The organism is Prevotella sp., assembly GCF_036570325.1.
Lineage (GTDB): Bacteria > Bacteroidota > Bacteroidia > Bacteroidales > Bacteroidaceae > Prevotella.
Genome location: NZ_DATCYK010000054.1, coordinates 1 through 19,025, shown reverse-complemented (window position 1 = coordinate 19,025; position 19,025 = coordinate 1). Strand labels below are relative to the sequence as shown.

16 protein-coding genes are annotated in these 19,025 nt (G+C 53.9%); 4 read left to right on the top strand and 12 right to left on the bottom strand.

The genetic code is table 11. The features are described from left to right. Positions 1-2: 2 nt before the first annotated feature. The 3 genes from VIR50_RS03755 to VIR50_RS03745 all read right to left on the bottom strand — a co-directional run bounded on the left by VIR50_RS03755 (position 3) and on the right by VIR50_RS03745 (position 5,660). Entirely contained in the window at positions 3-3,488 is a 3,486-nt protein-coding gene (locus tag VIR50_RS03755) for a SusC/RagA family TonB-linked outer membrane protein (protein WP_414703525.1), read from the bottom strand. A 597-nt stretch (positions 3,489-4,085) separates the two neighbouring features. Beyond that, the gene (locus tag VIR50_RS03750; protein ID WP_331933800.1) at positions 4,086-5,120 is read right to left on the bottom strand and encodes a C1 family peptidase; all 1,035 of its coding nucleotides are present in this window, start codon (positions 5,118-5,120) and stop codon (positions 4,086-4,088) included. 12 nt (positions 5,121-5,132) lie between these two features. After that, on the bottom strand, positions 5,133-5,660 hold the full coding sequence (locus VIR50_RS03745) for a hypothetical protein (protein ID WP_331933799.1): 528 nt from the start codon (positions 5,658-5,660) through the stop codon (positions 5,133-5,135). A 160-nt stretch (positions 5,661-5,820) separates the two neighbouring features. Here VIR50_RS03745 and VIR50_RS03740 point away from each other — a divergent pair, with 160 nt between their 5' ends. Together VIR50_RS03740 and VIR50_RS03735 are read left to right on the top strand one after the other, a co-directional pair. Further along, positions 5,821-6,546 (top strand): nitroreductase family protein, encoded by a 726-nt coding sequence (locus tag VIR50_RS03740; RefSeq protein WP_331933798.1) that lies wholly within the window; start codon positions 5,821-5,823, stop codon positions 6,544-6,546. Positions 6,547-6,710: 164 nt separating this feature from the next. Next, positions 6,711-7,205, top strand: a complete 495-nt coding sequence (locus VIR50_RS03735) for a hypothetical protein (protein ID WP_331933797.1) — start codon at positions 6,711-6,713, stop codon at positions 7,203-7,205. Between the two features lie 182 nt (positions 7,206-7,387). Here the strand turns inward: VIR50_RS03735 and VIR50_RS03730 are convergent, their stop codons facing one another. The 6 genes from VIR50_RS03730 to VIR50_RS03705 all read right to left on the bottom strand — a co-directional run bounded on the left by VIR50_RS03730 (position 7,388) and on the right by VIR50_RS03705 (position 13,658). After that, the gene (locus VIR50_RS03730) at positions 7,388-8,686 is read right to left on the bottom strand and encodes a DUF58 domain-containing protein (RefSeq protein WP_331933796.1); all 1,299 of its coding nucleotides are present in this window, start codon (positions 8,684-8,686) and stop codon (positions 7,388-7,390) included. 10 nt (positions 8,687-8,696) lie between these two features. Next, complete coding sequence (locus tag VIR50_RS03725) at positions 8,697-9,695, bottom strand: AAA family ATPase (protein WP_331933795.1); 999 nt, start codon at positions 9,693-9,695, stop codon at positions 8,697-8,699. Between the two features lie 5 nt (positions 9,696-9,700). Then, entirely contained in the window at positions 9,701-10,939 is a 1,239-nt protein-coding gene (locus tag VIR50_RS03720; protein ID WP_331933794.1) for a DUF4350 domain-containing protein, read from the bottom strand. Continuing rightward, on the bottom strand, positions 10,936-11,544 hold the full coding sequence (locus tag VIR50_RS03715) for a DUF4129 domain-containing protein (RefSeq protein ID WP_331933793.1): 609 nt from the start codon (positions 11,542-11,544) through the stop codon (positions 10,936-10,938). The genes VIR50_RS03720 and VIR50_RS03715 overlap by 4 nt, the downstream gene beginning before the upstream one ends. A 187-nt stretch (positions 11,545-11,731) precedes the next feature. Next, on the bottom strand, positions 11,732-12,709 hold the full coding sequence (locus tag VIR50_RS03710) for a hypothetical protein (RefSeq protein ID WP_331933792.1): 978 nt from the start codon (positions 12,707-12,709) through the stop codon (positions 11,732-11,734). Then, positions 12,684-13,658: a stage II sporulation protein M gene (locus VIR50_RS03705; protein ID WP_331933791.1), complete on the bottom strand. Its 975-nt coding sequence runs from the start codon at positions 13,656-13,658 to the stop codon at positions 12,684-12,686. The genes VIR50_RS03710 and VIR50_RS03705 overlap by 26 nt, the downstream gene beginning before the upstream one ends. 103 nt (positions 13,659-13,761) lie before the next feature. On the opposite strand from VIR50_RS03705, the gene VIR50_RS03700 reads away from it, so the two are divergent. Then, entirely contained in the window at positions 13,762-14,487 is a 726-nt protein-coding gene (locus VIR50_RS03700; RefSeq protein ID WP_331933790.1) for an RDD family protein, read from the top strand. 296 nt (positions 14,488-14,783) lie between these two features. Here VIR50_RS03700 and lgt read toward each other — a convergent pair whose 3' ends face one another. From lgt to ychF, 3 genes are all read right to left on the bottom strand, one after another. Further along, positions 14,784-15,665 carry a prolipoprotein diacylglyceryl transferase gene (gene lgt, locus VIR50_RS03695; protein WP_331933789.1) on the bottom strand — a complete coding sequence of 294 codons (882 nt, stop codon included), beginning with the start codon at positions 15,663-15,665 and terminating at the stop codon, positions 14,784-14,786. Between the two features lie 195 nt (positions 15,666-15,860). After that, positions 15,861-16,280 carry a four helix bundle protein gene (locus tag VIR50_RS03690; RefSeq protein WP_331933788.1) on the bottom strand — a complete coding sequence of 140 codons (420 nt, stop codon included), beginning with the start codon at positions 16,278-16,280 and terminating at the stop codon, positions 15,861-15,863. 251 nt (positions 16,281-16,531) lie between these two features. Beyond that, the gene (gene ychF, locus VIR50_RS03685) at positions 16,532-17,635 is read right to left on the bottom strand and encodes a redox-regulated ATPase YchF (RefSeq protein WP_331933787.1); all 1,104 of its coding nucleotides are present in this window, start codon (positions 17,633-17,635) and stop codon (positions 16,532-16,534) included. A 147-nt stretch (positions 17,636-17,782) separates the two neighbouring features. Between ychF and VIR50_RS03680 the strand changes: the two genes are divergently transcribed. Continuing rightward, positions 17,783-18,778 (top strand): alpha/beta hydrolase, encoded by a 996-nt coding sequence (locus VIR50_RS03680; RefSeq protein WP_331933786.1) that lies wholly within the window; start codon positions 17,783-17,785, stop codon positions 18,776-18,778. The last annotated feature ends 247 nt before the right edge of the window (positions 18,779-19,025 follow it).

Here is a 19,025-nt window from a genome sequence, read left to right as displayed (position 1 = left end):
TTTTAGAATTTTAGGTTTACGCCAAATGTGAATTCCCTATTCAGCGGGTATTGTTCACCACCGTCTTTACCCGTGTAGGGGTTTACAATCTCGGGATCAATGCCCGAATAGTTGTCGAGTAGGAAGAGGTTGCTGCCCGTGAGGTAGACTTTGCATTCCTTCAGGCCCATTTTCTTAAACCATTTCGTGGGCAATCCGTAAGATATGGTGAGTTGTTTGAGGCGTAGGAAACTTACATTCTCTATATTGGAGTCGATGTTTCCATCGAACTGTCCGATGTATCCGCCGTCGGCATACTCTATCGACGGGTATTTCGTATCGTCGCCGGGCTTCTGCCAGAAGGAAGCCTTGGTGAGGTCGTCCATGACCACTCCGAAGGAGCGGGTGAAGCTGAAGGCGGAGTTCTTGGACGTGTTGATGATCTTGCGGTTGAGCATGTAGTTGAAGAGAGCTGACACGGTGAAGTTCTTCCACGTGAAATCGGCCGTGAAACCACCGTAGGCCAAGGGGATGGTACTGCCCGCGTAGTACTGGTCATCGTAGTCAATGCGGCCGTCCATGTTTTGGTCTTTGAGCTTGCGACCGCCCACTCTGAGCGGATAGTTCTCATTATTGAAATATAAAGGTGAGCGCTTTCCTAACTGATTATAGTAGTAAGGAATGTCCTCTTCCTTCTGTACGATTCCCTCGTCGTGGTAGGTGTAGAGGCCGTAAATGGGTCGGCCGATGACTTTGGAGGGCAGGTCGGTGCCGCCATAAGACTTGCGGAACATGTTCCAATTGCGTGAAATATTGAATCCGAGCGTAAGGAGCATGTCGCTACGGCGTATCAAGTCGCCGCTGATTTCGAGCTCCACACCCTCGTTGGAGATAGTGGAGGCGTTGTTCCAAACCTTATCCAAGAAGAATACATTGCCCGGAAGAGGTGTCTGCATGAGCAGTGCGGACGAGGTTTTGTAGTAATAATCGAGCTTCACTCGCAAGCGGTAATCGAGCATTTGCAGGTCAAGTCCCAAGTCGTACTGGTCGCTCTTTTCCCAAGTGAGCTTGCTGTTGGCCATCGACTGTGGTATCATGCCGAGCACACCCTTGAACAAGTTCGACTCGATAAGCGTTCCCAAAGCCAAGTAGGCTTGGTTAAATTTCTGTCCCGACCGGCCCCATGAGGCTCTTACCTTACCGAAATTGAGCCACCAAAGGTTCTTCATGAAAGGTTCTTCGGTGAACGCCCAGCCCAGTCCTACGGAGGGGAAGGTGGCCCAACGCACGTCTCTTCCGAACACGGACGAGCCATCGCTGCGCACCGAAAGCTCCATGAGGTATTTCTTTTTATAGTTATAAGCCGCGCGACCGAGGAAACTCATCATGGCTTGTTCCTCAAAGTTGGTGAGTATTCCTTGCAGGGCTTCGTAGTTGCCCTCGGAGTTTTGGCGCATCTTGGGCCATCCCTCGCTGATGTAGTGAATGCTGTTCGAGGGACCGCCGTAGGCCTCGCCGTTGATGGTATTGAGGATGTCGCGGTTATAGGTGACACCTGCCATCAGCTCAAGGTTGTGCTTATCCTTGAGGTTAAGGTTGTAAGTAAGGATGTTTTCGGTCTGAAGCATGGTCATACCGAAGTTCGCTACCGACGAGTAAGTGAGCAGGTTGCTCTGCAAGTAGTTGGGTGAGAAGCGGTTGGTCTCGGTTCGATAGTGGTCGATGGAGCCGGTTGAGGAGAATACGAGGCCCTTGAGGATGTTGTACTTCAGGCCCACGTTGAGCCTTATGTTGTAGTTGTGGTTCTTGTTGCTCACGTCTCTGAGCTGCTGCAAGGCCAGCGTTTCGGCTACCGAACCTTTGCCGGGCAGGATACTCGGCGTTTGTTTGGGGTCGGTGGTAAGGCCTTGTATGTCGGTGGCTCCTCCTCCAAGGCTCTTGTCGGTGTACGACATGTTGACGCGGGCAAAGGCATCCAGCTTGGTCGATAGCTTGAAATCGAGGTTGGAAGTGAAGGAAGCACGCTTGAAGTGAGAGTTGATCATGATACCCTTCTCGCTGTACGCGCCCGCGGCCACCATGTATTTCACGTTCTCCGTGCCCCCCGACACGTCGACATCGAGCTTCGTCACGCTGCCCACACGGAAGCTGTACTTCCACCAGTTGGTGCTGTTGTTGTAGAAAGTATTGAGCGAATCCTGCGCCATTATGGGCGCCAGAGAGCCTTGGGGCAGCCTATGGCCGTTGCGCCAGAAGTAATCGTAGGCGCCGGCATTGTCGGGTTCCCACATGTAAGATGAGTTATAATCCTGCGGCCACACGGCTTGGTCGGTCATGTAGTCGTAGTTTGCGATGCGAAGTTTCTTGGCTAACATCACGTAAAGGTCGCGTTCGCCCTTACCGATGGTCTGTACCGGCGTGGCCGGAAGGTATGAAAGGGATTGTGAAACGTTGATGTTCACTTGTGCCCGGCCACTCTTTCCGCGCTTGGTCTTGATGAGGATGACGCCATTGCCGGCCCTTGAGCCGTAGAGCGAGGCCGAGGCCGCGTCCTTGAGCACGTCAACCGATTCGATGGTCGTGGGGTCGAGGCTCGACAAGGGATTGATACCGCCCGTCTGGGCCGAGGTGGTTGAGAGCACGGGCACGCCGTCGATAACGTACAACGGGGCGCCACTGTTGCTGCCAAGGTTGTTGAGTGAGCTGTAACCGCGTATGGTTACCTGCGTTCCACCGCCACCGGGCGAGCCCGATACGTTGGTCACCTCCACACCCGACATGCGACCCTGAAGCAGCGTTTCCAAGCTCGGGGTGGCCACGTTTTGCAGTTGTGAGGACTTGACCGAGGAGATGGCGCCCACGATTTCACGGGTGTTGCGGGTGCCGTAGGCTATGACCGACACCTCGCCTATGGTGTTCGAGATGTCCTTGAGGACAATGTTGAGCGCCTTGTCCGTGTTATTATAATGTACGGTCTTGGTCTCATAGCCGATGCAAGATACCACGATGTCGCCCGAAGCATGGCCCACCTGCACCGTGAAATTGCCATCCGCGTCGGCCGTCACGCCCGTTTTGGTGCCTTTTACCAAGATGGTGGCCATCGGGATGGTCTCTCCCGTGGAGCTCTTCACCTGTCCCGTCAGCTTGTGGGCCACATTGGCAGGCGCCGGCCGGTCCATTTTGTACACCCTGATGGTGCTTCCCTGCACGCTGTAGGCAAAGGGCGTCTTGGCCAAAAGGCTTTGCACGGCCACCTCGGGCGTCACCTCGTCGAGCGACACGGTGAGCGTTCCGCCGTACGTTTTCACGTCGTTGTCGTACGTTACGCGGCTGTCTCCGTGCTTTGAAATGTAGTCTAAAATCTCGTACAAGGGTTTGTCTTTAAACGAAACCGACAGTGTCCTTGGGCCGCCTTGCGCATGTCCTTGCAATGGGAACATAAGTCCTAAGACGAGAACACTGAATAATACCGCCATCAAATGTCGGCCTGCATCAATTGTCTTCTCCATAGCTATTTGTTTTTACGAATATTTTTTCTCGCCAATCTCAGGGTAATTATTATGCAATATATATACATTAATTACCATCATTTCGCAAAATTAATAATAAATTAGAATAATTCGGCGCTTTAAAACGTTTTAACTATTGTTATAAAAACGTCATTGCCGCCGGTTTGTAAGTCCTCCCGTGTCCCGTGGTCCCTCGTGAGTGGTCGTGCCGAAAGCCCCTTTCGGCACAGCTAAAAGGGGCTTATGACCGTGTAAAAGGGCCGTAATGAGGCTGCCAAAGCAGCCCTTTCGCAAAGCCCGGTGGCAGGGAGCGCCGCCCGATGGTGGTTTTCCCATCGCGTTAATCATATTTAACACACGATTCGTTGGGTGCAGGCGGGGGTGTGGGATGATATGTTTGTCAGGCCGCGAATGATGGAGTGGGGTTGTCAGGCAAGCCCGAGGCTGCCTGCGGACTGGTCAACTTTGGGGCCATGGAGCCGCGGACGGGCAGGGAGTTGCCTGTCTATCGGTGGGAATAAGGGATTTTATTGATGGATAGGTAGGCCTCTTTTTGCTTTCTCTACATAAGGTTTGGAAGGCAAAAAGAGGCTTGTTTTATCGCCTTAAGGTAACGGCGATGGTGTTGAGACGTAGGTAATTCTCGTCCATGTAGACGAAACCGTCGAAGGCGTTGTCTACTCCCCATGAGTTCTTGGCGGCGTAATATTTGCGTCCTTGGGCGTCGCGGACTATGCCGACGAGCGCCATGCAGTGGTCGTCGGTGGTGCGATGGGTCTCGAAAAGGCGCTGGCGCAGGGCTTGGGTGGCCTTGATGGTGGGGTCCATGCGGGCGAAACCGTCCTTGAAGGAGAAGCCTTTGTCGCTTATATCGCCCTCCCAGCAGACGGCATGTCCTTGCCGCAGGGCGCTTTCGACGCGGCCGATGAGCGTGTCGATGGGCAGGTTCAGGTAGGTGTCGTTCATGCGGTTATCGGGCAGTTCGAGGGTGAAGGACTGGCCGAAGGGGTGATGGGTGAAGCTGGTAAGGTGGATGTACTCGTCGGATTGGCACACGCTGTGGGCGAATTCCAAGGGTGTATAGACGGCGCCAAGCATGTAAACATGTTGTGAGGGCATGAAACCTACGGCCTGATCCATGATGTCTGATAGGCGGCGTTGCAGCGATTGGAGGCTCGAGGCGTGGTCGGCGGCCTGCTCCAGTCGGCGTGCGATGACACGATAGTTGGGTAGTGGGTCGGTGGCGTGGTAGGAGTCGTAGGGCGCGAGGCCGTAGGTGTGGATGAGGCGGAGCAGCATGGGCGCCGTGCCTCGTAAGGAAATGGGGGATTGGCCACGGCTGATGAAGCGTTGGCGGGCCTGCTGTTCCAAGAACATCCGGGCCGCGTAGTCGGCCGAGAGGTTGACGGAGTCGCCCTGCATGAGGTGCTCCGTCTCGATGGTTGCCAGCATGGCGTAGGCCCAACATAGGTCGCTCATGCCTTGGTTCTTCACGGGTGTGGTCTTGAGCATGACCTCCGGCGTGAGCGCGGGCCGAGGGTTGGGGCTTTCTTTCTTGTTCTCGGCGGGTCGGCCGCAGGCCCATAGCAGTAGCGTCAGGGCCATGCAGCCCGCCATGATTCCTTTTCTCATTGTCTTAAAGTTTCACATTTTCTCCATGTGATAGCCCATGCGCCGCAGTTGTACGGCCATGCCCATGAGGTAGAGTTGGTGCAGGCAGGCCACGAAAGCCTTGAAGGCGTCGGCCGTGCCGGGTTCTATAGATTGGTGGAGGAGCAGGTTGTACACCCTCGAGGCGCAGTCGCCACCGAGCTGTTCGAGGGCCGTGAAGTCGTCGCCTTCGAGCAGTAACACGTCCTGACGTATGTACTCGTCGAGCAGGTCGTAGCCTCTCTTGTCGCGCATGTAGGTGTATAGGCTGTCTATTTTTGCGTAAATATCCCACTCGGTGTCCCAGAATTTGGTCACGGCCATGCCGATATAGAACATCCATCCCAAGGCTACGACGGGGTAGTCGTTGAACTCACGCACGCCGTCGGCTATGTAGTCTTGGCCTATCTTGGCCCATAGTTCTTCAATGTCGGGGCACTCCGGCATGCGCGCATCTATCTCTCCTTTCGCTTGAAAATAGCGTAGGAGGTCGTTGTGTAGGGTTTCTTCAAAGTTATTCATGCTGCAAAGATACGTATTTCAGTGCGTTGCGAGGCCTTGCCTTGTGGGTAGTTTAACGCAGATTAACACGCCATAATTGCTTAAAAGGCCGCGAATGACTACTTTTGAACGGCTTTCTCACCATGGGAAAAGGGTGGGGAGGGATTTTAAAACAGAGTTTATGAATTTACAAGAAATGCTGAATCATCGGCGGGCCGTGCGCCATTTCGACCCCGAGCAGCCGATAGATACCGAGCGAGTGAGGCAATGTTTGGAGCTGGCCACGCTGGCCCCGACGAGTTCTAACATGCAGTTGTGGGAGTGTTACCACGTTACCAATCCCGAAGTGATGGCCCTCTTGAGCCATGCTTGCCTTGATCAGCTCACGGCACGGTCGGCCAAGGAGATGGTGGTTTTCGTCACCCGGCAGGACCTTTACCGCCAACATGCCGAGGCGGTGCGCCGCTTTGAGGAGGAGAACACACGCCGTAACAGTCCCGAGGAGAAGCAAGCCAAGCGGCTGAAGAAGTGGAATTTGTACTACGGAAAGGTCATGCCGCTGCTTTACAGTAGGTTTTTGGGCCTCAAAGGCGGCCTGCTGAAACTGTTGGCGATGGCTGTCGGTTGCTTCAGGCCTATCGTCAGACAGGTTTCGGAGGCCGATGTGAGGGTGGTGGTGCACAAGAGTTGCGCCTTGGCCGTGCAGACTTTCATGCTGGCCATGAGCGAACAAGGCTATGACACGTGCCCCGTGGAGGGCTTCGACAGCCGTTTGGTGAAGAAAGCGTTGGGCTTACCATCGGGCGCCGAGGTCAATATGGTCGTTACATGTGGCATTCGTAAGCCCGATGGGGTGTGGGGTGACCGTTACAGACAGCCCTTCAGCCAAACCTATCACGCCGTGTAAATCGGGTCAAAGGCGGGCCATGATGGCCTTGGACGCCCATCCCTACACGGTTTTAGGGGATTCCCTATGGGGCCATAGGAATAATACTTTGGAACAACGGTTGGGAAATGGTAATTTCGCAACATAGATAATTTTGTATGTTGAACCCATTAATACCTACCGTTATGATGAAAAGAATGATATTTTTCATGGTCCTTGGGCTGACAATGGCAGCCTCAACGATGGCCATGGACCGCAGGGAAGCACGGGCGGAAGCACGTTACCTGACTGATAAAATGGCTTATGAGCTGGGTCTCTCGCCCCGTGAGTACGACCGATTGTACGACATCAACTATACTTATCTGCGCCATACGCGCTCTTACGACGACCTTTACGCCCATCCGTGGCAAAGCCGTAACGCTGCGCTGCGGGCTTTCTTCAGCGGTCGTCAGTGGCAGATGTTCATAGGAACGGATTACTTCTATCGTCCGCTTTCGTGGCGCAATGGGGCTTTTGTACACAAAGTGTACGTGCGTTATCCCCGCGGTGGCATGCCCCGTTACCACTCGCCACGCTATCTGCCTCGGCATGAGAGGCCCTACTATGGCCGCCGTCACGATTACGGACGCCACTACGGCCACGATATGGAGCGGCGTCATCATCGCCACCATCATTGGTAAAACGCCGCTTAGAGCGGCTTAAAGCAGCCTTAAAACGCATTTAGCGCCTGCCGATAGCAATATCGGCAGGCGCTAATGGTTTGTGGTGGAGTGGGTGAAAGCACCGCTTTCACCCAATTGTCGGACCAGTCTGACTAGTCGGACTGGTCCGATGAAGGCGGCTCAAGCCGCCTCTTTCCCCTCTACCTTCTTATCTCCAAGTATTTATTAATGACGTTCACGCTGAGCATGTGGGGTGGAGTGAGAATGCTGAGAATGCCGTGTTGGCGGAGCGTAGACACGATGAGGCGCTTCTCATAGGCAAATTTCTCGGCGATGGTGTGTTGGTAGTAGTCCTCCGTGGAGGTCTTGGGAGAACGGATGTAGTCGTTGATCTCAATGTCCTCAAAGAACACCACGATGACCTTATGGCGCCGGTTAAGCAGCTTCAGATAGCTGAGTTGACGGTGGAGGGCCGTCATTCCCGAGAAATTAGTGTAGATAATGAGAATGCTCCGCTTGCTTATCTGCCGGTGAATGTTGACACATAGGCTGCTGAAATCGGTCTCGCCGAAGGTCGTCTCTTGTGCGTAGAGGGTTTCGAGCAGCTGTTGGAGTTGGCCGGGGCGGGCCGATGGGGCCACGAAAGTGTCGGGACGGTCGGCAAAGGTGATAAGGCCGGCCTTGTCCTCACGGTGCATGGCCACGTAGGAAAGCACCAAAGCGGCGTTAATACTGTAGTCGAGGAGCGTCATGCCTTGGAACGATTGCTGCATGACACGCCCCTTGTCGATGATAGAGAAGATTTGTTGCGACCGCTCATCACGGTACACGTTGACCATCAACTCATGGCGGCGGGCGCTGGCTTTCCAGTTGATGGAGCGGTATTCGTCGCCTTTGACGTAGTTCTTTATCTGCTCAAACTCCGTATGATTGCCCACCCGGCGTATTCGTTTGGCGCCCGTTTCCCTCAGGTTATCGCTCATGGCGAGAAGCTCATAGCGCTTCAGCATGAGGAAAGCGGGGTAAACTTTCACTTCTTTCTCGTCTCCGAGCGTGTAACGGCGCTCGGCTAAGGCAATGATGGTGCGGGCAAAGCAGCGTATGTGGCCGAAATGATAACGGCCGCGGCGGGTCGGCGTGAGCGTGTAAGTAAGCGTTGACGAGCCCATGGCGGGCAGATGGGCGGGAAAGGTGACGTCGCGGCGCTGGAAAATGGGCGGCGTCTCGTCGATGACCGTCAGCGAGAGGGCGAAGGGGTAGTGGCTTTCGAGGACGATATTCACCTCGTTGGCGTCGCCATTGGAGAAGCGCTCGGCACACGCCCGACGCCCTTCCATTCCTCCGACGGCATAGAGCAGCAGGATGTCGGCTACCGTTACGAGGACAAGAAGGGCCAGCATGACCTTGCCCCATAAGAACAATGGGGGAACGGCATAGCCCAGTCCGAGCGTAAGGACGACCGCGGCGAGCAGCAGGAAGAATCGTTTGGTGAGATACATATGGGCGCGTTTACTTCGGCACTTCCACCTTGTCAATCAGCTTTTTGGCCACTTTCATGGCCGTGTAGCCCTCCATTTCGGCCTCGGCGGTGAGGTGAAGGCGGTGGTGAAGAATGCTTGGCGTGACGAATTTGATGTCCTCCGGGGTCACGAAATCACGGCCCGAGAGCAGTGCATAGGCCTTCGAGGCATTCAGGATGGCCACCGACGCGCGCGGACTGGCCCCTAAGTACACGGCCTTCGACGTGCGGGTTTGCTGCACGATGGCCGCAATGTAGCGCAGGAGGCTCTCCTCTATGAACACCGTTTGCAGTTGTTCACGCAGCAGGAGCAGCTCGGCGATGGTCATAACGGGCCTTACGGCCTCCAACTTGATGAGCTGTTGGTTGGCCTGATGGCGCTTGAGGATGTCTACTTCCTCCTCGATGGAAGGATAATCCATGGTTATTTTGAAGAGAAAACGGTCGAGCTGGGCCTCGGGAAGCCGATAAGTACCCTCTTGTTCCACGGGATTCTGCGTGGCGATGATGGTATAGAGCGGGCCCATGGGGTGGGTAGTGCCGTCCATGGTGACCTGTCTTTCCTCCATGACCTCGAAGAGCGCGGCCTGCGTTTTGGCCGGTGCACGGTTGATTTCATCGGCAAGAACGAGGTCGGAGAACACCGGTCCCTCGTGGAAGTCGAACTCCGACGTCTTCATATTGAACACCGTGGTGCCCAAGACGTCGCTCGGCATGAGGTCGGGGGTGAACTGTATGCGACTGAAACGGGCGTCGATGAGGCGCGACATGAGGCGTGCCAGCAGCGTCTTGGCCACGCCCGGCACTCCCTCGATGAGCACATGGCCGTCGGCCAAGATGGCTGTCAGCAGCAAGTCGACGGCCTCTTGCTGGCCCACGATGACCTTGGCGGTTTCCTGACGCAGCCTTGCGGCTTTCTCGCTGAAGGCGTTGAGGTCGATGGTTCTCGATGGTTCTGCTTGCGTATGGGTTGTGATTTGTTCGTCCATAGGGGTTAAATTTTATGTAATATATTGTCGATCGTGTCAATGGCGTGGCGCAATTCGTCGTCGCTCAGCTCACGGTTGTCCTCCAAGTAGCGGTCGATGAGTTCCAAGGCTGCCCGCAGGTCGTCCTCGGCAAGGCCCGTGTGGTAGGCCAACTGCTCGATATGTTCCTTTCGCTTAGCAGTGTTTTCCACGTCGATCATGAGCGTTCGGCGCAGCGTTTCGGCGAAATAATTGTGCTTCTTTCGCAGCAAGTCGTGGTTGACATGCCATTGGAAATAGAGCGTTCCGATGAGTTTCACGAATTCCAAGGCCTTGTTCTCGGGTGCTTTGATGACGGGAATGACCCGTTGGCGGCGGCGTGCGAAGAACACGCAGAACAGCACCAGTCCCACCAACGATAGGTAGAGGGCCCACCGCAGCGGCGCTTGGCGCAGGAAGAAGTCGAAGGGTGACTCGCTCACCTGCTCCCGGTGGGGCATGTAGGCCTCGGTGCGCACGATGGGGTAGCCGCCGAGTTGTGAGAGAATACGGAAGACCAGACCGTTGATTTCGGGGTCGAGAATGCCGTAGTTGGTCAGCAGCAGGGGCGTGGCGGCATAGAGAATCTTGCCCTTGCCGTGGCGTTTGGCAATGATTTTGCTTTGGGTTTTGCTCTCCATTTCGTACTCGACATCGGGCTGGAAGCCTCTCAACAGCGTGTCGCAAGGTCCGTCGGACATGACGCCTCCACTGATGGAAGCGTGGTAAATACGGTAAATCTTGTCATCGTAGGGCCCCTTTCCCTCCCAATAAAGGGAGTCGTAATTGGCTCCTACCTGCACATCCCAATCCCTCATCTTATCGGGTAAGAAACTTATCTCGCCGTCGATATACACGCCCAAGCGTTTTCTGAGCGTGTCGCCCTCCATGGAATTGACCGCTATCAGTACGATGTGACCTGCCCGTACCATTCTGTCGAGGGCCCGAAGGTCGGGCGCTGAGGGCTGGAAGTACAGCGATTGCAGGATGACGGCATGGGGTTGACGCCATTGTTCACGCTCCAATTGGGCCAAGGTCTTCGTCGTGACGCGATAACCTGCCTTCACCGAGCGGCCGACGATGGAGTCGAACACGGCCGAACCAAAGGGCTGGTGGTCCTCATGGCTGAAAGTGGGCTTCCAAGAGAACTTGGTCGGCACGTTCCATTCGAGCAAAAAGACGAACAAAAGAAAGGCCGTGATGGCCAGCAAGAAGCGTTTGTTCATGACAAGTCTCCTTTCTCCATGTCGTTCTCCATGGCCAAGAGTTGCTCGACAAGGTCCTTCGTGGGCGGATAATTGCCATATCTTACCCGCATGAAGCCAATGGTCATGCGGCTGAAGGGCGCCGATGGGTATTCACGGGTGTACTGTGTGGGTGTCTTGTAGGGCTCCCAACTGATCAGGTGGCGGTCGGATAGGCGGCGCAACGTGCGGAGATACACCATCCTTACGGCCTTGTAATAATCGCCTTGGCCCATGGCACGGGTGTATTCCTCGTCAAAGTCGACGCCGTAAATGGTGTCCTCGTCCTCCGCGGGGGCCTCTATCGCTCCCGAACGGCCGAAGAGCCGGGCGCGGAAATGGTAGAGCAACCACGCTATTCCGCCTATCGTGGCCAAGGCAATGACCATGTAGAGGAAGCTGCGGAAGTCGCCCGTGTGGCGAATGGCGAAGATGTCGGCCAGCCATTGGCCGATTTTGTTGACCAGCCAGTCCCACATGCTCATGTCGGGAGCCTGCAACTCACGGGCGTAGTTGTAGGACTCATCGGCACGAAAGCGCTCAAGCAGTGTCGTGTCGCAGGTGAGGGTATCGGGTAGAGTGGGCATGGGTGAGGTGAGAGGTTGAGGAGTTGGGAGGATGAAGGGCCAAAGGCCCGGTTGTGGGTCGGACGATTCAGACGGGTCGGATTGGTCCGATGGTGGGTGAAAGCTGCGCTTTCACCCAATCAAAGGCCATCTTTGGCCGGCTCAAAGGGCTGCTATTATCCGCTCAAAGGCGGCCTTTGATAATTCTTCAGAGCTTATCGAAGTTATCTATTTCCTTATCTTCCTCGGACAATTGCTCGAAATGGGCGATGTCGTCCTCGACCGATAGGCTGTTCTTTGCCTCGGCTATGCTGCCATACTGATAGGCAAGGGCGATGAGCGTGAGGGCCATCGAGAGGTAAGCACCAAAGCTCTGAAGCACGGCCGTGAGGTAAAGTGTGAAGTTATAGAAGGGCGATGACGTGATTTCGGGGGCGTCGTTGCTGATGGTAAGGGCTGCTTTGCCCATATAAAGGAGGTACCATGGCACTGACGTCGTGGCTTGAAGGATACCGGTCAGCAGGCCGATGACGATGATAAGGCCCAACGTTGGCAAGAAAGCAGGCCAGCCCAAGCGGAATCCCCGCTTGATGGCGCCGAAGGCTGTGGTGTCCTCCTCAAAGATGTAAACGGGCATGCTAAGCGATAGGGATACGAGAAGCACCATGATACCGATAATCAACAACACTACACCCAAAGCATTGTTAAGTACTCCGTTGATTATCGCGCCGAATAAGGTCAGCACTATCATCACGAGAATAAACAACCCGCCGATGGCGAAAGTCAATTTAAGCGTGCGCTTGAAATTACGAATGATAAGGGGCCGGAGGGCTTTCAGGGTGACGCCTTGCAGCCCGGTGGGCGATGATTGGTAATGTTTCATCAGGCTGTAGCACACGGATGTCATCATCGAAGTGCCGATAACGATGCACACGACATAGGCCATATAAGAGCTGATAATGCTCGTCAGGCCGTTGGCACCGGCCATTCCGGCGGTTATATTGGTGAAAAAGTTGCCTATATGCTCAAGGGCCAGCGCCTGCAAGAGGCAGATGGGCAGGATGGTATATAGGCTTGCACGGAGCCATAGTTTGATGTTTTCACGCAGGAAGTCGAAGGTGGCACTGAATTTTTGGCCGAAGCTGCGTTGTTGGTACAGCTCAATTTTGGGTTTGTCGGTCAGCATAGTGATGATTACGTTTATAGGGTAAATAAATAAAATAGTACACGACGAAGGCCAGCGAGGCCAATATGGTGGTCAGCCGGATGGCATTGTTAAGCTCGGTATGGCGGGTGATAAAGCCTTCAATGAAGCCGGCGATGACGAAGAGGGGCACCGTGGCGGCCACAATCTTCATTCCCCGCCGTGCGCTTCGCTGAAAACTGGCCAGCCGGGAGTAAGTGCCGGGAAACAACCAGCCGTTTCCCATGGCCAAGCCGGCGGCCCCTGCCACGACGATGGATGAGAGTTCGAGCGTTCCATGGAGCATGGTGGCCATCAGACTTTCGCCCAACAAGCCCTGCTGAAAGAAGAAAGTGTCGAAGCAACCTACCATTATGCCGTTGCGGAAAAGCAGCAGTCCCGGCATGAAACCGGTCAACACGCCCGATACAAACATGTTGAACGACACCATAACGTTATTGATGGTAATGCCGAGAAACATCAATCCTTCCTCCTGCGTGCCGTAAACGCCCATCGGTTTGCCCCGCGCTATGTTGTCAAGGGTCATATCCATGTAGGCGTCGCCCATGATAAGACGGGGGAAAGCGGCGTCGCCGAGCGTCGAGATGACGCCTACGAGCATGCTGATGATGAAGATGATGAGCGAAAGGAGCAACAAACGACGCTCCTGCCACAGCACATCGGGCACCTCACGGGTCCAAAAAGTGAGCACACGGCTCCACTTCTCTCGCTTGTTTCGGTAGATTTCGTTGTGTAAAGAGGAAGAAAGATTGTTGAGATAATAGGTGATACGCGACTTCGGATAGTGGGTTTGGGCAAATGCCAAGTCGGCCGTGAGGTCGCTATAGATGGCCGCCAATCGGTCGGGCGACTCAAAGTCGGCGTTCTCGATGGCCTCCTCGGTGGCTCGCCACTTAGTTATATTACTGCGTATGAAAAGGATTTCCTTCATGAAATCAGTCCACCTATTAGGTTATATTAATCCATGTAACAGTTACAAAAGTAAAGTTTTTTTCTTATATTTGCACTATTAACGCTTATTTTATATTCAAAATATGTCTGAATCACATATTGTTACCGGCCAATACGTCCATATCAACCAGACCGTGGCCAGCGTTGGTGAGCGTATCGTGGCGCAAGTTATCGACCTATTCCTTATCTTTTGCTATGTCGTGGGACTGCTCGTGTTGCTCTCCAAGCTCGATTTCATGCGGTCCGGGGCAGGCTATTTCTACTATTTTTTCCTCTATCTGCCGGCCCTTTTTTACTCTTTTTTCATGGAAGTGTTCAACCATGGGCAGAGCGTAGGCAAGATGGTAATGCGCATAAGGGTGGTGAAGAAGGACGGAACGACGCCCGGTTTGGGCGATTTTTTCATGCGTTGGTTGCTCGGGTTGGTCGATATGGGCTTCTCGGGAGTGGGCTTGCTCGTCATGCTTCTCACCCAAAACACGCAGCGCATAGGCGATCTTGCCGCCGGAACGCTGGTCATCAGGCTCAATAACTACCGCCATTTGCAGGTTTCGCTCGATGAGTTTGACTATCTCGACCCCAACTATCGCCCCGTATATCCGCAGGCCGAGGAACTCTCACTCAATCAGATTGACGTCATACAGCGGGCACTCGACTCATCCGAAGGCCCCGACCGTGAGCGTCGTATCGCCGCGTTGGCCGCCAAAGTGCGCCGGCTTCTCGCCATCAACGACCTTTCCGTGACGGACGAGAAGTTGCTCTACACTCTCTTACGCGACTACCGCCATTATGCCTTGGAGATGGTTTAGCCATGGAGAAATCAGTCCATGGCTCGCTCTTTGCCCGTGAGTGGGGGGAGGGAAACGTAGCTATGGACGATATATTTCTTAGGAAAGGAGAGATGGTTGTAAAAGAATGGGAGCATATTTTTCCCAAAAAAAGAAATAAGTTTCACTGTTTTTTGCTTGTACAATGGCTTTAAAACAGCGTCAGCGCCTGCCGATTATCGTCGGCAGGCGCTGATGTTATAAGCAGATGGGGGAGCGACGGGCTGCCCTTGAGGTAGCGTCGGAGTTATCCTCATGGGCGTTTGGCGCTTCGGCGGTTAGGCTTTCGCAGCCTGACTTTTCACGGCCCGCCACATGCAATAGGCACCCAAGAGCACGAAAGGCACGGAGAGTATCTGGCCCATGTTGAAGAGCATGCCGCTCTCAAAGTCCACCTGAATGTCCTTGGTGTACTCTATGAAGAAGCGGAAAGTGAAAATGAGCGTGATACATAGGCCGAAATAAAAGCCTTGGCCCACGGGTCTTTTGGCCTTGCGGTAGAAGTACCATCCCACGAAAAAGAACAAGGCGTAGGCTATGGCCTCATAAAGTTGGCCGGGATGGCGGGGATATTGGTCCACATGTTCAAAGATAAAGGCCCATGGCACGTCGGTAACCTTGCCGATAATCTCGCTGTTCATGAGGTTACCCAGCCTTATGAAGCAGGCCGTGATGGGCGTGGCGATGGCGATATTGTCGAGCACTGTCCACAGCTTAACGCCCATCTTGCGACTGTAAATCCACAAGGCTATCATCAAACCGAGCGTTCCTCCGTGGGAGGCAAGGCCCTCATAGCCCACGAATTTCCATGATCCGTCGGCCATGTGGTGGATGGGTAGGAGCATTTCAATGAAGTGATCGGCCGACGAAAGGAAGTAGTCGGGCTGATAGAAGATACAATGTCCCAGTCGGGCACCGATGAGAATGCCCAAGAAACAGTAGATAAAGAGGGGCTCGAAGACATTTTCTTCTACTTTCTTACCTGCTTTCTTGATGGTTCGTACCGCGATGTTTTGGTCGTAGAACAGCCATTTCACCATGAAATAAGCGCCCACCAAGCCGATGAGCCAGCAGGTTGAATACCACCGAAGGCCCCATGAGCCTATGCGGAAAATGTAAAGATCGGGATCCCAAAGGATGTAAAGTTGTGGAGTTGTCATGTTATTTTGGTTGTTGAGGTGGGGAGTTGGGGTGATGAATATTTTGTTTTGAGGTTGTTGTTTTGGGGAGTTGGGGTGATGAATGTTTTGTTTTGGGGTTGCAGGGTTGAGGAGTTGGGGTGATGAATGTTTTGTTTTGGGGTTGTTGAGGTGGAGAGTTGAGGTGATGAATGTTTTGTTTTGGGGTTGTTGGTTTTATGGTTTATGGGGTGGGTGATGGGTCTTTTGATTTAATTGAGTGAGGGAAGAATCGCCATTTTTCAGTATGGAGAAACGGAGCGAGGACAGCATTCGGGCTATCATTTCTATTTTCAAATTGAGGGCAGACAGCTCGTCGTCGCTGATATATTGCAGGTCTTTGGATATATCTAATTGACAAGAAACTTCCATAAGTGAGCCATAAGCAATCTCCAAAAAGTGGATTTTCTCCTTAGAAGATACTCTTCCAAAGCCTTCGGCTATGTTGGAAGGAACGGAAATCACGGCCCGTCGGAGCTGGTCACAAAGAGAATGCTTCTCAATTGCGGGGTAGTGAGCCAATAATTGATAGACGGCTGTTACCAATTCTTTAGAGTGTTGGTAGACTTCCAGCTTCTTATAATAGAAGTAATCCATGAGGTTGGGGTTGTAAGGTTGAGGGGTTGGGGTGGTGAGGGCGGCAAAGCCGCAGTTGGTAGTTGTTGGGTTGATATGATGAATGTTTTATTTTGAGGTTGTTGAGTTGAGGGGTTATTGCCCTTTTTCTATTAGATGTTCAGTAATAGTAATACTAACTGTTCATCCTCCCAACTCCTCAACCTTACAACCAATACACAAACTATTCATCTTCTCAACCATACAACTCCCCAACAACCCCCTTCAGGGGGTTAAACATTAAACCTAAAGTGCATGATGTCACCATCTTGCACGACGTATTCCTTGCCCTCTATGCCGAGTTTTCCGGCTTCGCGGACGGCTGCTTCGGAGCCATATTGGATGTAGTCGGCGTACTTGATGACCTCGGCCCGGATGAATCCTTTCTCGAAATCGGTGTGGATGACGCCGGCACACTGGGGCGCTTTCCAGCCCTTATGGTAGGTCCAAGCCTTTACTTCCATCTCGCCGGCGGTGATGAAGGTCTCGAGATTGAGCAGGGCATAGGCCTTCTTGATGAGGCGGTTGACACCACTCTCGGCCAAACCAAGCTCCTCGAGGAACATGAGTTTGTCCTCGTAGCTGTCGAGCGAGGCTATGTCTTCCTCGGTCTTTGCGGCAATGGTCATGGCCTCGGCGCCTTCGCGGGCGGCTATTTCCTCAATGCGGCGGCTGTAGTCGTTGCCGGTCTTGGCGCTGGTTTCGTCGACATTGCAGACGTAGAGCACCGGTTTGGTGGTGAGAAGGAACAGGTCGTGGGCGGCTTGTTGCTCGTCCTTGCTCTCGAAACTCACCTCGCGGGCGTTGCGTCCCTGCTCCAGCACCTCCTTATAGGCCTCGAGCACGCTCACCATGAGCTTGGCGTCCTTGTTGCCGGCAGCCGCTGCTTTCTGCTGCTTGGCCAACTGTGAGTCGATGGTTTCCAAGTCCTTGAGCTGCAATTCGGTATCGATGATTTCCTTGTCGGCCACGGGGTCGACGGCCATGCCGCCCTCACGTACGATGTTGTCGTCGTCGAAGCAGCGGATGACATGGATGATGGCGTCGCACTCACGGATGTTGCCGAGGAACTTATTGCCCAGTCCTTCGCCCTTGGAAGCGCCTTTCACGAGGCCGGCAATGTCGACAATCTCGCAGGTGGCAGGTACGATTCGGCCCGGGTGAACTATCTCGGCGAGGCGGTTGAGACGCTCATCGGGAACGCTGATGACGCCCAAGTTGGGTTCTATCGTACAGAAAGGGAAGTTTGCCGACTGTGCCTTGGCGCTCGACAAGCAGTTGAAAAGGGTGGACTTACCTACGTTGGGAAGGCCCACAATGCCACATTTTAATGCCATATTTTTATTGAGTCGTTGTTAAGAAACTGCCTTTCGAGGGCAGTAAACTGTTGATATTCTATGGATAACTGTGCAAAAGTACATAAAAAAACGGCAACTTCCAATTTTTATTATTTATCTTTGTCGAAACAAGTCATGCTGTTTTTGATGATGAAAAAGATATTTTACACCACTTCCATTCTGTTTTTTTTGTTGCTCGGCGGGCTTTATTTTGCCAGCGATTTCATGTTCGATTACTCTTTGCGGCCGGCCAAGAACCGTGGGCGGCGGGTGAATTACAGCTATCATAGGGTGCGGCGGATGTACCCGGAAATCAATGTTTGGATGGATAGCCTGCGTCGTTTGGGGGCTTTGAAAGACGTTTTTATCATGCGTCCCGGCGGCCGTTACCACGCTCTTAGGGTGGATGCGCCGGGGCAGACCAACCGGGTGGCCATCCTCGTGCATGGCTATGGCGACAGCAGTCTGTCGATGTTGATGATTGGAAAGATTTATGCCGATATGGGATTCAACATCCTTTTGCCCGATTTGAACAACTGTGGGCGCAGTCCGCGCAACCTTATGCACATGGGAGGGGGCGACGACCAATTGCTCGTGAGGCAGTGGATGGCCTATGCCGACAGCTTGTGGAAGGGCCATGCGGGGGCCACGCGGCAGGTGCTCCATGGCGTTTCGATGGGCGCTGCCACGGTGATGACGCTCAGCGGTGGTTTTCCCGAGGCGTCATTGGACGGGATGAGCAAGGACTCCGTTGACGCTCCGCTGCGCCGTGTGGTAGCTTTCGTGGAGGATTGCGGCTACACCAGCACCTTTGATGAGTTTTCCGAGCAGCTCGATGAGCAGTTCTCGTTGCCTCCTTTCCCCTTGCTTTACACCACATCCCTGCTCTCCGAGTGGCGCAACGGGTGGGATTTCCGTGATTTTGCGCCCATCGACGGCGTCCGTCGTTGCGCGAAGCCCATGCTCTTCATCCACGGCAGCCGTGACACTTTCGTGCCCACACGCATGGTTCACGACCTTTTCCGGGCCAAACCGGCGCCCAAGCAGCTTTGGATAGCGCCCGGCTCTAAGCATGCCCGCAGCTATCGTGACCACCGGAAGGAGTACGCCCGCAGGGTGAGAGAGTTCGTGCGAGGGGTGTAAGGGCTGCGGAACGCAGCTTTCCTCGGACCGGTCTGACTGGTCGGACTATTCCGACGACGCAGTGATAGTACCCTCACTATAATTTAAAGCCATGTTTTTACTAAAATGATTACGGCCCTTTCGTCTTGCGAAAGGGCCGTAATCATGTGCTCATAGCAGGCTTTTGAGGGAGCGAAAGCAGGCCTTTGGGTGGCTCATAGTGGGCTTTTAAAAAGGCTGAAAGAGTGGCTTTCAGCCATCATCGGAC

Excerpts from the sequence above, each read along its gene's own strand:
- VIR50_RS03750 (WP_331933800.1), bottom strand. The coding sequence starts at position 5,120 with ATGAGAAAAGGAATCATGGCGGGCTGCATGGCCCTGACGCTACTGCTA.
- VIR50_RS03710 (WP_331933792.1), bottom strand. The coding sequence starts at position 12,709 with ATGCTGACCGACAAACCCAAAATTGAGCTGTACCAACAACGCAGCTTC.
- VIR50_RS03755 (WP_414703525.1), bottom strand. The coding sequence starts at position 3,488 with ATGGAGAAGACAATTGATGCAGGCCGACATTTGATGGCGGTATTATTC.
- VIR50_RS03690 (WP_331933788.1), bottom strand. The coding sequence starts at position 16,280 with ATGGATTACTTCTATTATAAGAAGCTGGAAGTCTACCAACACTCTAAA.
- VIR50_RS03720 (WP_331933794.1), bottom strand. The coding sequence starts at position 10,939 with ATGAACAAACGCTTCTTGCTGGCCATCACGGCCTTTCTTTTGTTCGTC.
- VIR50_RS03715 (WP_331933793.1), bottom strand. The coding sequence starts at position 11,544 with ATGCCCACTCTACCCGATACCCTCACCTGCGACACGACACTGCTTGAG.
- ychF (WP_331933787.1), bottom strand. The coding sequence starts at position 17,635 with ATGGCATTAAAATGTGGCATTGTGGGCCTTCCCAACGTAGGTAAGTCC.
- VIR50_RS03730 (WP_331933796.1), bottom strand. The coding sequence starts at position 8,686 with ATGTATCTCACCAAACGATTCTTCCTGCTGCTCGCCGCGGTCGTCCTT.
- VIR50_RS03740 (WP_331933798.1), top strand. The coding sequence starts at position 5,821 with ATGAATTTACAAGAAATGCTGAATCATCGGCGGGCCGTGCGCCATTTC.
- lgt (WP_331933789.1), bottom strand. The coding sequence starts at position 15,665 with ATGACAACTCCACAACTTTACATCCTTTGGGATCCCGATCTTTACATT.
- VIR50_RS03735 (WP_331933797.1), top strand. The coding sequence starts at position 6,711 with ATGATGAAAAGAATGATATTTTTCATGGTCCTTGGGCTGACAATGGCA.
- VIR50_RS03745 (WP_331933799.1), bottom strand. The coding sequence starts at position 5,660 with ATGAATAACTTTGAAGAAACCCTACACAACGACCTCCTACGCTATTTT.
- VIR50_RS03700 (WP_331933790.1), top strand. The coding sequence starts at position 13,762 with ATGTCTGAATCACATATTGTTACCGGCCAATACGTCCATATCAACCAG.
- VIR50_RS03705 (WP_331933791.1), bottom strand. The coding sequence starts at position 13,658 with ATGAAGGAAATCCTTTTCATACGCAGTAATATAACTAAGTGGCGAGCC.
- VIR50_RS03725 (WP_331933795.1), bottom strand. The coding sequence starts at position 9,695 with ATGGACGAACAAATCACAACCCATACGCAAGCAGAACCATCGAGAACC.
- VIR50_RS03680 (WP_331933786.1), top strand. The coding sequence starts at position 17,783 with ATGATGAAAAAGATATTTTACACCACTTCCATTCTGTTTTTTTTGTTG.